5 protein-coding genes are annotated in these 16,626 nt (G+C 41.9%); all 5 read right to left on the bottom strand.

What is annotated here, in order from left to right; genetic code table 11:
* Positions 1-47: 47 nt before the first annotated feature.
* A complete protein-coding gene (locus QE417_RS02195) occupies positions 48-1,928 on the bottom strand; it encodes a RagB/SusD family nutrient uptake outer membrane protein (RefSeq protein WP_311947244.1) in 1,881 nt (626 codons plus the stop codon).
* Between the two features lie 13 nt (positions 1,929-1,941).
* Positions 1,942-5,199 carry a SusC/RagA family TonB-linked outer membrane protein gene (locus QE417_RS02190; protein WP_311947242.1) on the bottom strand — a complete coding sequence of 1,086 codons (3,258 nt, stop codon included), beginning with the start codon at positions 5,197-5,199 and terminating at the stop codon, positions 1,942-1,944.
* Between the two features lie 195 nt (positions 5,200-5,394).
* Positions 5,395-9,780, bottom strand: a complete 4,386-nt coding sequence (locus tag QE417_RS02185) for a hybrid sensor histidine kinase/response regulator transcription factor (RefSeq protein WP_311947241.1) — start codon at positions 9,778-9,780, stop codon at positions 5,395-5,397.
* A gap of 241 nt (positions 9,781-10,021) precedes the next feature.
* Entirely contained in the window at positions 10,022-14,851 is a 4,830-nt protein-coding gene (locus QE417_RS02180) for a chemotaxis protein CheB (protein ID WP_311947240.1), read from the bottom strand.
* Positions 14,848-16,362, bottom strand: a complete 1,515-nt coding sequence (locus tag QE417_RS02175; RefSeq protein ID WP_311947239.1) for a GAF domain-containing protein — start codon at positions 16,360-16,362, stop codon at positions 14,848-14,850. Before QE417_RS02175 ends, QE417_RS02180 begins: the two co-directional genes overlap by 4 nt.
* Between the last annotated feature and the right edge of the window lie 264 nt (positions 16,363-16,626).

Raw genomic sequence — 16,626 nt, 5'->3', positions numbered from 1 at the left:
TTGTGATTTAAACGACCGGAAATAATCCGGCCGTTTAAGGTTTAGGTCTAATATCCGTAATCTTGTGTTAGTACCCCTTTACTTGCAGTAATTTGGTTAATATAAATAGGATAAAGCTCATTTTGATTAGGTTTAAACGAACTTGCAAATACCGTTGTAAATGTGGTATTAATACCATTAAAACCAACCCAGTTTACCATTGATGTATTGGCAGGAGTAGTTGCCGGCGAAGGTTTGTAAAGCGAGTTTGCAAACATGCGCGAATCATCATAGGTGTTAATATTACTTCCATTGAATACAGTTGGCAAGGTTGTCCAGTAATACATTGATTTTGGTAAGGTTCCCGTCATACAATACGCCGGTGGCGGAGCCATGTAGGTAGGCGCAACAATGGGTAGCTGAGTTGTGGCACCCAGGTTAGCTAAATTTACCTTGGTTTCGTTAATTGCTTTGGCAAGCAAATTCCACCTGATGAGGTCGTACTTACGTATGCCTTCGTTACCAAACTCCAAATAGCGCTCTTTTACCAAGAATTTAAAAAAGCCGTCGTAATCAGCAGGTATTGCGGGTACCAGGCTGGCGTTATTGCCATGCCCACGTCTTGATACTTCGGTAATTGCAGCAATAGCAGCGGGGGTTGGACCATTGTTCAACTCGTTTTCTGCCTCGGCAAACATGAGTAACACATCCGAAAAACGAATCAATACCCAATTAATACTCGAATTAAGCGTGGCCAGAGTTGGGTTAACAGGGTTAGACCACCAATCGCGGCGAAACTTACCATCGTACACCACATTAATATTGTGAGCCTGAACACTCCTGCCATCGTTCCTGATCTCATATGGGGCAACGGTTACATCGCGCCTTACATCTGTTGAATCAAAATAGTAATAGTAGTTTGGCAAAATACTAAGCGAGCCGCCTCCCACACCGGCAAAACGGGTACCGTTGTAAACACCTATACGGCCATCTGTTGTACCGGTATTACCTCCTTCGGCAATTTGAAATAAGAACTCGCCGTTGGGTTCATTTGCATTGCGGCCACACACATAAGTTTGCCAAAGTGCTTTATAGCTTGCATTTAAGGTATGCTGGTCACGGCGGGCCATAATGTCGGCACATTCATCGCGGGCAATTTTGTAATAAGTTAAATAGTCGGGACGACGTTCCATTTGCTTGCTGGCGCGTCTTAACGAGTATCCTCCTCTAAACAATGCAATTCTTGCCCTGAGCGCCTTTACAGCCCCCTTTGTAATACGCTCATCGGCAGCATCCCCTATGCGGCTCAATTCGGTACGCCAGGGCACAAGGTCGGTTGCGGTTTTAAGATCGTTCAGGATATGATTGTAGATCGTATCACGATCCGTTTTAGGCAAAAACAGGTTCGATTGCTCGGCCGATGGCTCCCATTGTGCCGGCACATCGCCCCAAATTTTAACAAGGTCAAAGTAAAATTGCGCCCTTAGCGTTAAAGCTTCGCCATACAGCCGTTTAAGCTGCGCTTGTTCGTTAGCTGTACCATTGTTGTAAAGCGCCATTTTAGGAATTTGGGCTATGCAAATATTAGCCCGCTCGATGCCGGAATACTGATTGGAAAAAGCTGAAGCAATCCCCCCGTTGGTGCTTAACAAGTTATAATGTGCCAAATCGCGGCGCTCGCCATCGGCAGTACCACTGGCTCCCATCATTTCATCGGTATCATACGGATAATAACCGCTGAAATACAAGCCGTAAGAGTTTTGCCCCGAAAGGTTGTTGTAGATACCGATTACCGTTGCCTTGGCATAAGGAAGATTGCTGAATACATAGTCCTGGCTAAATGATGATAAAGGCTCGGGTGACAGATATTTTTTACAGGATGAGGAAGCTGCCATGCCCATTGCGAGTATGCAAACCGCAGCTAACTTATGATATATATGAAACTTCATATCGTAATTATTTTTAGAATGTAAGATTTAAACCAGCTACAAATACACGTGCCCTTGGGAAGGCTGAATAATCGGCGCCTGCCGTTACAGGTGATGAACGCCGTGTGCTCACATCAGGGTCGTAGCCACTGTAACCGGTAATTGTCCCGAGATTGTTGCCGGTAATAAATACCCTCAAATTAGTTATTGAATACTTTTGAGTTAATTTGGCCGGTAAGGTATATCCTATAGTTACAGTGTTTACACGAATAAACGACGCATTCTCAAGAGCGTAGCTTTGGTTATTATTCCACTCCACACTTTGAACCGGTATCCAGTACCTGGCATTGGCGTTAAGCGCCTGCAAAACCTCGGGCGATGCACCAATGGCCCCTGTGGCGGCACTTGCATACTGCACCTGTGCGCCGGTAGCGGGGTCAACGGTACGGTAACGGTCGTTAAAATCACTTAGCAAGTTAGCACCGTTTGAATAGGTGCTGGTAAACTCCAGTTTATTGTAATTGGCAATTTTACCACCGTACGAAAAGTTTAAAAAGATGCTGGCATCAAAACCTTTCCATGCAAAGTTTTGACCAAAACCGCCTATACCCCTTGGCAATGCATGGCCAAGCACGGTAAAATCGGCAGTGGTAACGCGGCCATCGTTATTGATGTCTTTAAACTTTTGTGTACCTGGTTGAAGGGTTGTTGAGGTAATGCCCGATACCGGTATGCCGGGTTTAAGCGTGTAACGGGTTGTAGCAAACGGATAAGCCGTGTTGCTGTATGGTGCAGTATTGAAATCAGATATTTGGTAATATCCATCATTTACTAAGCCATAAAAGGTTCCAACTTCCTCGCCCACTTTAACCAGGTAATCGGCTGGTTGCTGGGCGGTGTTAAAGAACCCGGAGTTAACCGTAAAAAATTGCTGATCACCCAGGCTTTTAATAATATTTTTATTCCACGAGATGTTAAAGCTTGCTCCCCATCTAAAATCTTTATTTTGAATAATGGTACCATTGAACTGTATTTCGAGGCCTTTATTTTGGGTGGCACCAACGTTTTGAAACTGGCTGCCGTAACCCGAGTTAACCGGGATAACATTGTTAAGCAGCAGGTTACTGGTGGTGTTACGGTAAGCATCTACGGTTAACTGGAAACGTCCTTTAAAAAAGGCTATATCCAAACCTATGTTACGCGATATTTGCGATTCCCATTTTAAATTAGGGTTACCAAGTGCCGCCGTGGCTGCCCCGAAGTTAAACTGATCGTTTAAGAAATAGGAACGGCCCGGGGCAAAAAAGTTGCCGAACGAATACGGCGTAATACGGTTATTACCTACCGTACCGTAGCTGGCCCTAAACTTTAAGTCAGAAACTATATTCTGCGACTTCATGAACTCTTCATCAGATACCCGCCAGGCAACAGAACCTGATGGAAAGTACCCCCATTTGTTTAGCGGGCCGAAAACCGAACTTCCGTCTGCCCTGAGGTTAAAGGTTGCAAAGTACTTGCCTGCATAATTGTAGCTCAAACGGCTAAACACCGAAAAGTTACGCACAGGAACTTCGGAAACCGTTGGCGGCTGTACCGTTTGCGCAAGGCTGTAGTTTGCAAATGCCTGGTCGGGCGAGGTACCTATCGGGAAATTACGCAGGTCTAAACCGTTGATCCAGGTGAAAGTTTGGTACAACTCCTCTCCCAACAATATATCAATAGCGTGTTTGCTTTTAAACAGCGATTGATTATTGTAATTGAGCGTTGTGGAATGATTAATGGTACGAATGTTATTGTTACCCACCAAAATTAGGGGTTGCTTAGCGCCTGTGGTACGCGAGTTATAGGTAACCGTGTCGTCGAAAGACCGGCTATTGGTGTTGTTGTAATCAATAGCCGCAACGGTACGGGCGGTTACATTTTTTACCACGTTGAAATTAAGGTACGCGTTCAGGTTCATGGCATTGTTTGAGCGCTTGCGGTATTCCTGCTGAAACTCCTGTAAGGGGTTAATGAGCGATAGTCCGTTGCCACTTGTTGCGGTTGCCTCGGCAGCATCATAATAATCAATAGGCTGGTTAGCAATTTGCAGCGGAATATAACGTACAATTTGCCTTAAATTGCTATTGCTCGCACTACCCGGATCGGTAGTGCCCTGGCCTAAAAGAACATTGTTATTATACCTAACGTTAAAGCCTACTTTTAATTTCTGGCTGGCCTGATGGTCGAACCTAAAATTGATCAACCCGCGCTTATAGCGTGTAAAAAGCAGTATGCCCTGCTGATCGTTGTAAGTTGCGCTTAGGTTGTACTGGGTTTGTTTGGTGCCGCCGTTAATTGTTAAATTATGTGTTTGCTGCAAGGCACTGCGCCCAAACATAATATCCTGCCAGTTAAGAAAATCTGAGTTTTGATAGCCTAATACCTTGCTATAAGGGTCGCTGTTACGTACGAAACGGGTTACAAATGTCGTATCGCCGGTTATTTTAGCTCTCTCGTACTGAAATTGCACATAATCAAAAGGCTTCATTACATCCAACTCTTTAGGCATCTTTTGAATGGCCATGCTGTTGTTGTAATTAACCGAGGTTTTTCCGTTGGTGTTTTTACCGCCCTTGGTAGTAATAATTATTACCCCGTTTGCACCCCGTGCACCATATATAGAGGTTGATGCCGCATCTTTTAACACATCTATACTTGCTATATCCTGCGGAGATAGGACATTAAGGGCATTGTCGATCTGCACGCCATCTACTATATAAAGAGGACTTCCACTTTGCGTAATAGAGTTTCGTCCGCGTACATAAATATCTGCAGAAGCACCGGGTTGGCCATCGGCAATAGTTACCTGTACACCGGCCAGTTTACCCTGTATAGCCTCGGCTGCCGATAGCGTGGGGTTATCGCGCAGATCTTTATCAGTTAATGATGAAACAGCTCCAACCAGGTCGCGTCTTCTTACTGTTTGGTAGCCAATAGCCACAACCTCGTTCAATGCTTTAAAATCGGGCTCTAAAGAAACAGTAATTTGTGTTTGATTGCCAATCCTTATTTCCTTGTTCTTATAACCCAAATAAGTGATCACAAGCACCGATTGCGGCCCGGGTATGGTGATCTTAAATACACCATCTACAGATGTAACTGTTGTTGTTGATGTTCCCTGTACTTTTACAGTAGAGTTAGGAAGCGGGTCGCCATGTTCATCGGTTACCTTACCATTTACTGTTTTGGTTTGTGCCCATGCCGAACAGAGGAAAAACAGCATGAACGAAAGAAGTAAAACTTTCTTCATAAATTAAGTTTGCTTGGTTATCCTGATGCAATTTGGTTTAGTTGCAAACAAGACCGGTCAATTAATAATTGGTTAAAATGATCGGTTCGAGACGGCGATCATAGCAGCAAACTTATGATGAAAGTTGTGGCAAGAGGGTTCAAAAACCTGTAAAAAGGGTTCAGAAATTCGTAATAAAGCTTGTTTTAAAGTTAATTAACGGCTTTTGATATTATTTCGTTGATAATCGGACGGGCTTAAACCAAATTGTTCTTTAAAGCAGGTGCTAAAATATTTTGAGCTTCCGAAGCCTATGAGATAGGCAATTTCAGATATGGTGTGCTCTCCTCCATTAAGATACTGTTTCCCTCTTTTCAATCTCATTTCGCGAACAAGCTCAACAGGTGTTAAATTGGTAAGAGCCTTTATTTTTTTGTTAAATGTAGAACGACCGAGGTTTAATAATCCGGCCATATCATCAATATTAAAATCAATGTTGGCCATTTGCTCATCTACCACATCAATTACTTTCTTCAAAAAAATCTCATCGCCCGATGTAATCTGAATTTGGGCCGGCTCCAGTACTACATTTTTCCCCAAACTGAGTTTCTCGAAGATGCGCTTACGCTGCTCAAGCACGTTTTGAATGGCTGATAGCAGTAGGTTTTTATGGAAGGGCTTGGTGATGTAATAATCGGCACCGTATTGTAAGCCCTCGATCTGATGTTCAACGGCAAACCTGGCGGTCAAAAGTATTACCGGTATGTGGCTGGTAACAGCGTTGTTCTTTAATTTATCCAACATTTGTATGCCGTTCATTTCAGGCATCATTACATCACTTAAAATTATATCGGGCAGTAGTTCTGTGGCTTTATTAAAGCCCTGTACGCCGTTATCAGCCAGTAGGATACGGTATATATCACTTAGCTGTAACTGCAGGAAGCTACGCAGGTCAGGATTATCTTCAACAATTAAAAGCAACGGTAAATTTGCAGAGGTATTAGCCTGTTGTACATTGTGATGTAAAAGAAGCTCATTTATACCTTCTTCAAAGTTTTTAGGTATTTCAGGATTATCAGCATAGGTAATCTTACGTCCGGTTAAATAGCTGCTTCCCAACGGTATGGTTAAGGATACGGTTAAACCGCCTTCGGTATTATTGCAGGCCGAAATTTTTCCGCTATGTAATTCTACCAGCTCTTTAGCAAAGGCCAATCCTATGCCAGTACCACCTACACTGTTTGCGGTGGTATAATAAAGTTTAAAAATATTCTCCAGATCCTTTTCCAGTACTCCTACACCCTGATCTGCAATTTCAATTTGATAAGTTGACTGCGCTTCATTGATTTGAAGTGATAGGCTGATTACTTTGTTTAAGGGCGTAAACTTTATAGCATTTGCAAGAATATTATATATAATAATGTCGAACTTCTCTACATCGAGCCACACCATAGCTGGATGTTTGGGTAAATTAAATAGCAGCTGGATATTTTTATCGCGCGCAGCCTCTGTAAAATAACCGGCAATATCGGTTAACAGTTTTACCAGTTCAACATTGGCTATGTTTAATACGGCTTTACCACTTTCGGCTTTACGTAAATCAAGCAACTGGTTTATAAACCGCTCCATACGCTGGGCATTGCGGCTCACCATCTCCACATGAGCCCTACCCCTATGGCTTAGGCTTTCATCACTTTTTAATTCTTCAATTGGGTTTAATATGAGGGTTAACGGTGTCCGCAATTCATGCGAAACATTAGTAAAGAAATTAGTTTTTAACTCGGCCAGATGCTTTTCTAATGCAATACGATGTCTTAGTTTAATAAGGGTTACCAACGTACGCCGTACCGTTTCAATAATCACCGCAGCCAAAATGATATATATAATAAATGCCCACCAGCTTAGCCATGGCGGTTGAGCAATTTTGATAATTAAGCTTTTGTAGGGTCTATTGGAATATGCCCCCAAGTTTGAACTGGTAACTTCGAACTTATAGGTTCCAGGACGCAGATCAGTGTATGTTGCACGGCGCTGCGATTTGTTTGACCGCCATTCATTATCAAAACCTACTAAACGATAGGCGTATGATTGTTTTTTGTTAAGCCGGAAATCAAGCACCGAATAATCGATGCTGATGGTGTTTTGGTTCCATTTGAGTTTTAACTCCGGAACCTGGTTTATATTTTGCTTTAATATCCTACTTTTATCATTCGTAACAATATCGGCATTGTTTACCTGGAGGTTGGTTAAAACCATATTGGCTTTAACCTTGTGTTCAACAATTTCGGCCGGGTTAAATGATACATATCCATTCAATCCTCCAAAAATTAGATGCCCCGAACTAAGCTTAAGGCTCGCGGCTTCAGAAAATCCTGCCTTGGGTAAACCATCTGATGAATCATAATTTTGTACCTGCCCGGTTTTAGGATCAAATCTTGATAAACCGTTTTCGGTGGCCAGCCAAAGTTTATGCTCATTATCTTCAACACAACTTAATATGTAATCACTGTTCAAGCCATCTTCGGTGGTGTATGATCTGAACGTTAGCTTTTTAAAAGGATCATTCCCAATAACCTTGTTAAGGCCACCACCCGAGGTAGCCAGCCACATATTGTTTTTAGAATCGCGATAGATGAATTGAATATCATTTTTACCCAAGCTTGTAATATCGCCCGGTATTTTACTGTAAGTTATCAGCTGATGATTATATCCTTTACCCAGCATCTTTACCACTAATAAGCCATCGGTTGTGGCAACCCAAATGCGGCCTGCAGCATCCTGTTGCACATACCTAACCCGCCGAAAACTCTCCTCGGGCAAATCTGCAAATACATTCCTGGCATTTAAAAATTTAATCTTGTTGCCTTCGGTTTGTACAAGGTTAAGGCCGTTATCATATGTGCCAGCCCAAATACGGCCCTTACTGTCTTTAAGTAACGAATAAACCGAATTGCCGCTTATGCTGAACTTATCGGCGGCATCATGCTTGTAATGTGTAAGTTTAAAAGTAGTAGCCGCTTCGTCAACAGCTTCGGCTTTAAACAAACCATTATTTTTAGTTCCCAGCCACATTGATCCTGTTGCATCCTGTATAATGGAATAAACAGCACCAATACCTTCGGGCGGCGAATTGGTAAACTTAATTTTAGACAGTATACCATCCTGGTTTACATATATTTGCCATGATTTATTAGCCAGCCATAACCGTTTGCGGTTATCATATCCAATGCCACGTATTTCATTATCCGACCGCAGTGTTGAATTTTCGACAAGCAGCTTACGAGTAAAGTCGTTATGCAAAAACACTATTTTGCTCAGGCCTTTGTCTTCGGCGTTTAACCACAGTATTCCCGAAGGGTCGATATAAGAAGAAACAATAACGTTTGAAAAGTGATAATCGGGGCTGCCGGGTTTATCATAAAAATACTCAATGGCATCTTTTTGCCTGTTATAATAACCAAAACCGCCGTTGCGCATACTTACCCATACCAAACCGCTTTTGTCTTCAAACACTTTAAAATACCTCAATTGCGGGTCATGATAGGTATCAGCCTTTTGATCAAAAACTTTGAACAGGCCTGTATTAGGATCAAACTTTATGGCTCCATGATACTCAGGGCACAACCATATCAGGCCCTGGCTATCCTCCGAGGCGGCAAAAAATTTTCCGGCAGAAGGCATTTCGTAAATTTTGTTTTGGGCATCATCGGCAGCTATTTTTATAAGCTGCCCTTTAGCAGTAGTAGCATATATATAGTTACTATTACGCGATATAATTATAGTAGTAACCGCCTCTTTTGATGGCCTTATCAATTTGCATTTGCCGGAGGATTTTTCATAGCCAATAATCTCACCTGATGATGTACCTAACCAAACCCGGGTATTATTTTCGGCAATTGCAGTAAAATTGGCACTTGCTGTTTTAGGTAAAATTACACGCACAGCTTTGTACTGCTTTGTTTTTGAAATTTTACTGATTACCACCACACCGTTTGATGTGCCAACCCAAAATTTACCGGAATTATCTTCATTTAAGAAATTTATTTTACATGATGGTAGTTTATGGTTGTTATCATAATCGGTACCAAAGGAAACGTAAGCTGGCTTTTTAGCGCCAGGGTTTGTAAAACAATGAATACCGTTATTAACCGTAGTTAGCCATATTTCGCCCGAACGGGATAACTTAATTTTATCGTACGCAGGCGTATTGCTTTTAGCCTTAACCCCGCGTATTTGTATCAGGAAAAATTGTTCGTTTTTTTTATTGAACCGGTAAATACGGTCATCATAAGCCTTTAGCCAAAGGTTGCCCGACTGGTCTTCTACAATATCCTGGATACGGCTGTTTTTCAAACTTGAGGTATCGCCAGGGCGGGATTTATAAGCGAGAAAGTTATGCCCGTCAAACCTGTTCAAACCATCCCATGTACCAAACCACATAAAACCATCACGGTCTTTCATCATGCACATGATACGGTTGTGCGACAAGCCGTCTTCGGTAGAGTAATGCTCAATTTTACAGTTAGGCTGCGCCTTAACATCACTGGCATATATACCCAACGACATCAGAACTACGATACATGTAATAATGCATTTGGGCATGCAGCAACAATAAATTAAGCGTTAGCAGGAAATTGGGTTTATAATTTCAAATATATTAAAACTCACCTACGCAATATGAATTAATAGAAAAGAAATTTGGGGAGAACTCCACAGCCGTTATTATGCTGCTGCATAAGAAATGATATAAGGAGTGCTGTAATATAGATAATCCCATAACATGGTATATGTTATGGGATTATACTACGAGTGGTTTTCAATATAGGGTATTTAAACCGACAGGTTACTTTTTCAGTGGTAGTTTAAACCAAAAAGTACTGCCTTCGCCAGCAACGCTGTCAACTCCTACCTCGCCATGGTGTCTTTTAACAATTTCTGAAGATATATACAACCCCAACCCCAATCCCGAAAACTGGGCCGATGACTCCTGTACGCGGTAAAAGCGATCGAATATGTATGGTAGTTTTTCTTCAGGAATACCAATGCCGAAATCTTTAACCTCAACTTTGAACATATTTTCATCCACGCTGCAATAAACCACAACCGTATCGGCACCGGGCGAATATTTGATGGCATTGGTTAAAAAGTTATGTACTACCTGCTCTATCCGCGGCCTGTCGGCATTGATTATAACGTCATCCTTGGCATGTAAAATTAATTTATGGTTGATGCCAGGCGCTTTTACATCATCAATGCAATCTTTCAGCATTTCCACTGCATTAAATTCCTGGTAATTAAGTACCACCTTACCTTCTTGTATTCGGGTTACATTTAACAGGTCATCAATTAGTGTGGTTAGCTTTTGGGTTTGATGTGTAGCCTTATCAATAAAACGGCTTAATGTTTCGTTGGTTTCCATTTTGGCAATCATGCGCTGTACAATTTGCAATGAGCCTTTCATACTGGTAATTGGCGTTTTAAGCTCATGGCTGGCAATGCTCATAAACTCGTCCTTACGATTCATTAATTCTTCGGTTGCCAATTTACCTAAAACTATATCGGTTACTTCATATCCAAAAAATGCTACGCCATCAATATGCTCGCCATCATAACTGTATACAGGCGTAATGGTTATATCAATCCAACATTTGCCCGGGTTATGGCCCGCGTTCTTGTCGCGGCTTACTTCTATTTGCTTGCCCTGGTATATTTTGCCTGTGCTAAACACTTCACGCTCCAGGTTACCAAACGGCATTTTTGAGGTTGTAAGAGCTAACGATGTTGTATTACCAATATGATGCTCAGGGCCAAAAAACGATGAATAGGCTTCGTTAACAAAATCATACGCCAGGTTAGGGCCACGTTTAATAGCTATAAGCGCCGGGGCATTACTGAATATATTGGTAAACTCCTCCTGTTGCCTGTTAAGACGGGTTTGCAGTTCGGCGCGTTTTTGCTCTGCCTCTTTTTGATTGGTAATGTCAATTATATAGCTCACAGCTGTCGACTGATCTTCCTCTTCGAGCAAAATTGAACCCATCAATACCGAAACCAGGGTTCCATCCCTTTTTATATATTGTTTTTCAAAAGGTGGGCATACTTTTTCCTGTTTAAGCTGTTGTACAGCTTTGTCACTAACCTCAAAATACTTTTCAGGGGTAAGCTTTTTCCAATCAAGTTCACCCAATTCCAACTCCTGGCGGCTGTAGCCTAACATATTAAGGAAAGCATCATTAGCCTCAATGATATGACCGTCTAAACCGGCGAAGATCATACCGATCATGTTCGATTCAAACACTTTCTGAAACTTACGCTCACTGCTGTTCAAGCGTTTTTCTGTTTCAACAAGCTTGCTAATATCAATTATAGAACCCACCAAACGGTAAGGCGTTTCAAGCTCATCCTGCAATATGCTGCCACGATCGAGCACTATGGCATAGCTACCATCTGCCCGGCGAAAACGGTACTCTGCCGACCAGTTTGGCTGGTGACCATTTATAGCTTCAAATATGCCGTTTTCAACCCGCTGACGGTCATCAGGATGAATGCTATTAAACCAGTGATCTATTGAGGTGATGTCGTCAGAAATTTCATAGCCAAACATATTTTTAAAATTGTCGCTACGCCACATCGTATTGGTAAACAGGTTCCAATCCCATATGGTATCGTTTGTGGCTTGAGATATAAATTTAAATCTCTCCTCACTTTGGCTTAGTTCTTTGGTACGCTCCCTTACCTTTTCTTCGAGGCCAGTATTTAATAACCTTAAACTCTCGCGGGCTTTTACCAGTTCGCCATAATTATTTTTTAATTTTTGCTCGGCAATTTTACGCTTGGTAATATCATTAAAGCTCAACACAAAGCCATCAATCATTTTACCAACAACTAACTGATGCCATTGGCCTTCTGTAACCTGCAGTTCAGTTTGATACGGCTGATCGGCATCTAAAATTCTTTGAATATTACCCGAGTTAATCACTTTTGATAGCTGGCCAAATTCATCGAGGCCGGGCTGCTTTAAAAAATACTCGGCAGTTTTTTGAAACAGCTCCTGGGCCGCATGGTTATGGCTTATACAACTATAACTTATTACCGTTCCATTCTTATCTGTTACTGCCCCAAAAGCCAGTATAGCTGCCGAACTGGCGTTGTACACCCCGGCAATCATATTGTTTAACCGCGTAATATCGGTTATATCAATAAAGGTTATAACTACGCCATCTATCTTACCTCCCTTTTTTAAGTAAGGCATGATCCGCATCAGGTTATTGGTGCCGTTATTAAGGGTTACTTCTTTTTCTATAACAGTATCATTAGCTAATACCGTATGAATATCATGATCGAGGTTATTATATTTTATGTTGTTTGACAGATGGTTGATAGGACGGCCAATATCGCTCTCTATCATATTTACCATATTTATGGCAGCCGGGTTAAACTTCCTGATTAACAGGTTCGAGTCGATAAAAATTTGCCCGATAGAGGTGCTCCTGAAATAATTGTCCAGGTCCTCATTCAACTCGGTTAGTTCGCGTATTTTTTGCTGATGCTCTGTATTCAGGGTATGCAACTCTTCGTTTAGCGATTGTAACTCTTCGTTACCTGATTGCAATTCTTCATTGGCCGACATCAGCTCTTCGTTTGAAGACTGTAACTCTTCGTTGGTGGTCTCCATTTCCTCAACCGCCAATTGCAAATTGGAACGCGTTTCGGTCAAGGCGTTTTCCATTTCCATAAGGTACTCGTCTTGCGAACTCAAATGGTCAATATCGGCGGCTTCAACACTTTTAACCGGCGCATCTACCAGCAACTCATTCAGTAAAACCAGTGTATAATCATTTGGAGAAAGGTCGTCGGGTGGTTTTATAGTCATTTGCAAAATGCGATTACCATCCAATGTCCCGGTAACGGCCATTACCTCGTTATCTTTCCATGCCCTACGAATAGATGTACTTAATAAAATAGAAATGTCCTTGTTCACCATATTGAGCAAGTTTAATTCCAATTTCTTTTTAGGCAAGGCAAGATATTTACTGAATTCTCCCAGCGTTTCTTTAATTACAAAGCCCTTGTCAATAAACACGCCAACGTAGCCCATCTGCCCTGTCATTAGCGCCTGGAACTCCTCAGCGGTTGTACGCTTAGGATCGGCATCTTTAACGGGTAATTTTTTAGGTGCAGCCGGAACAGGCAGCGCAGCGGTTGTATAAGTATGGTGCAGGTTAAATTTGATATTGCCGGTGCGTTGGTATATTTTTAGCTTACCGCTTACCTCTCTCAAACCTTCCATAATGCTGGTTGCATTTTCGCTCGACCCAAGGAACAAATAACCGTTGGGCACAAGTGAATAATGAAAGGTGGTTAATATTTTTTGCTGCAAAATGCTGTTCATGTAAATCAGCATGTTACGGCATGAGATCAAGTCGTTTTTGATGAACGGCGGCGATTTAATTACATTGTGAGCGGCAAACACCACCCTTTTACGCACCTCAGGAATTATAGAAAATGTACCATCGGAGTTTTTAGTAAAGTATTTTTTCAAGATACCGCTCTCCACCTCTTTTACACTCGAAGCAGGGTAGCAATTTTTTGAAGCTATACGTATGCTTTCCTCATCAAGGTCGGTAGCAAATATTTTAAGTTCCAGGTCGAGGTCATTATTTTTTAGCACCTCGTGGAAAAGTATGGCTATGGAATAAGCCTCCTCGCCTGTACTGCAGGCACATATCCATACCTTTATGGTTTGACCCTCAGTTTTTGAGGCAACAATTTCGGGAATAACATGCTGTTGCAGTTTTTCAAAAGCGGCTTTATCCCTAAAAAACTTGGTAACACCGATTAGAAACTCTTTTGCTAAAATTTTGGCCTCGGCCGGTTTATCCTGTATATATTGCAGATAATCATTCAGATTATGCACATCGGCTGCTGCAAGCCGGCGGGCAATACGCCGCAGTATAGTGGGCGTTTTGTATAAGTTAAAATCCTGGCCGGTTTGCTGCGAAACTATATCAAATATCTCCGTTAAATGCTCATCGTCGCGCAGTTCTTTTTCTAAATCGGGTACATAACTATGGTTTACATAATTATATATCTCGGTATGCATTTTAGCTGGCGGCAAAACAAAATCGGTATTACCGGTTGCTATGGCACTGTTGGGCATGCCATCAAATTTAGCGGTGGTGGGGTCTTGCGCAATCACCATTCCGCCGCATTCTTTTATGGCATCAATTCCCTTACTGCCATCCGTTCCTGTGCCCGATAAAATGATGGCAATTGCCTTTTCTTTTACATCATTGGCAAGTGTCAGCAAAAAGGTATCAATGGCATTATTGGGTGTTCTATCTTTCACCTTGTCGGCAAGCCGTAATTTACGGTGCCTAATGGTCATAGTTTTTTTGCTGGGAATTATATAAACACAGTTTTGTTCCAGTAACATGTCATTACCGGCCTCACGCACCTTCATATGGGTGTGCTTGCTCACCAGTTCAACCAGGAGGCTTTTATAATCGGGCGATAAATGCTGTATTACTACAAAGGTAAAGCCCGAGTTGGGCGGCATGTGGTCAAAAAACTCATGAATAGCCTCTAACCCCCCGGCTGATGCACCGATGGTAATAATATAGCGATCGTTTATCGCGTTGCTTGTATTACTATTTTTTACTAAAACACTCAAAACCTGTTGTTCTTTGTATAAAACTCATAAATGAAACTCCTTAGCACCTCGGCAGCAGCCACTTCCTGGTCGGTCCAGGGCAGTGAGGTATGGTGCACAGTTTGCTGCCATAGCTTAAAGGAGTTTCGGGGATGGTAATTTTTCCCATCCAATTCAAAATTTATGGCCTCATTGGGGTTGCCTCCCCATTTTATTTCGCGTTTTACCTCACCTTTGAAGCAAATAATAACATCGCCGCGCTCCAAATTAATGGGTAATGCAAGTATGCCGCTGGCAAGCCCGCTAACCTCGCCTGCATCTTCAAAAGCATCGGGTAAACGGTCTGTTGCGTAAACCCGTTCAATATTGCGGGTTTGCAGCCATAAAATCAGGTCTTCAACAAATTCTGGCGGAGGAATGTTTTTTAAACCTGCTGTTTCTCCATTAATTACCGCCACAACGCCATCAGCATTTAAAACACCGGCTAAATTTATACCGCCCTCGTTAAGTAAACCTTCAAACAAATCGTTTGTAGCATAAACCTGTGCCATGAGCTTAGTTTGCTCTTTTTGCAAATAAGTTTCGGCATCGGCCATCTGCCTGTGTGATAACGACTCGATACGGGCAGAAATGATGGTGGACAGCAATTCGCAAACCGAACAAACTTCTAAACTTAAATATTTGGTTGTGGTATGATGACAGGCTATAAGCCCCCAAAGCTCACCATGATATATTACCCTTATTGACATGGAAGCCGTAACATTCATATTTTTTAAATACTCGAGATGCACGGCTGCAACTCCTCTTATATTGAGATCTGAAAGGTCGGTAAATGATTTGGTAAGAGGGTTTAATACAGGGTAAAGGCGTACTGGTTTATACTCACGGTTAGATATAAGCCTGTATGGGTTTTTTAAATACAGCTGGCGTGCCTGCCTGGGTATATCAGAAGCAGGAAAGGTATGCCCCAAATAACGTTCCAACTCGCCCGATTTTTCCTCAGCAATAACAGTACCGTTCCAGTCTTCATCAAACCGGTACATCATTACACCATTAAAACCTGTAATTTTTTGAATTTCGGCAATACCAACCGCACTTACCTCTTCAACAGTACGGCAAGCTTCCAGGCGCGCTATTGCTAATTTTACACCTTCAAATGCCTCGGTAAAAAATCGGTCGGTATATTGCTTCCGCTCCATCTCTAAAATGAAGAAACCTTCTTTTTGATGAATGAGCGCCTCCATTTGATGCCCCATCAACTCGATAACCAATGGCGCCTTGAGCTGAAGCCCAAACTGCAACCTATCGGTTATTTTATGTAAATCATCGGGTTTAAACAGGTCGCTTAATTGCTTATTCAGCAAGTCATTAAGCTCAAGCAATATAATGCCGGCCAGATTTTCACTGAACTGAATTACGTTTAGGGTTTCGTTTTTTATTGCCAGTAAATACCCATGATCTTGTACAACATTGATTTGATTTAGGGGTAAGCTACCGCAGAAATCCGAATCATAGTTCTTTTTCTCAGCCATATAAATTAAAAAAAATAAAGCTGTGACCTAAAAAGTTATAAGTATCAGAATATCGGCAAATAGCGATCAGCAGCAGATGTGGTGCTAAGATAGTTGAAAACAATAATTATGGAGCATTTAAACAAGAAAACTATGAATTAGCTACCAGCGGGGCATTAAACTTTTCTGTTAAACACCCGATCAAGCATACAGGTATTCTATAATTCCAAAGCCATGGCCTTTTTGACAATCATATATCCAACTCCGCGCATTACTACCAATAGA

The sequence above is a fragment of the Mucilaginibacter terrae genome, assembly GCF_031951985.1.
Taxonomy (GTDB): Bacteria; Bacteroidota; Bacteroidia; order Sphingobacteriales; family Sphingobacteriaceae; genus Mucilaginibacter; species Mucilaginibacter terrae_A.
Note: the sequence above shows the minus strand (reverse complement) of the source record. Positions and strands in the feature narration are given on the sequence as shown.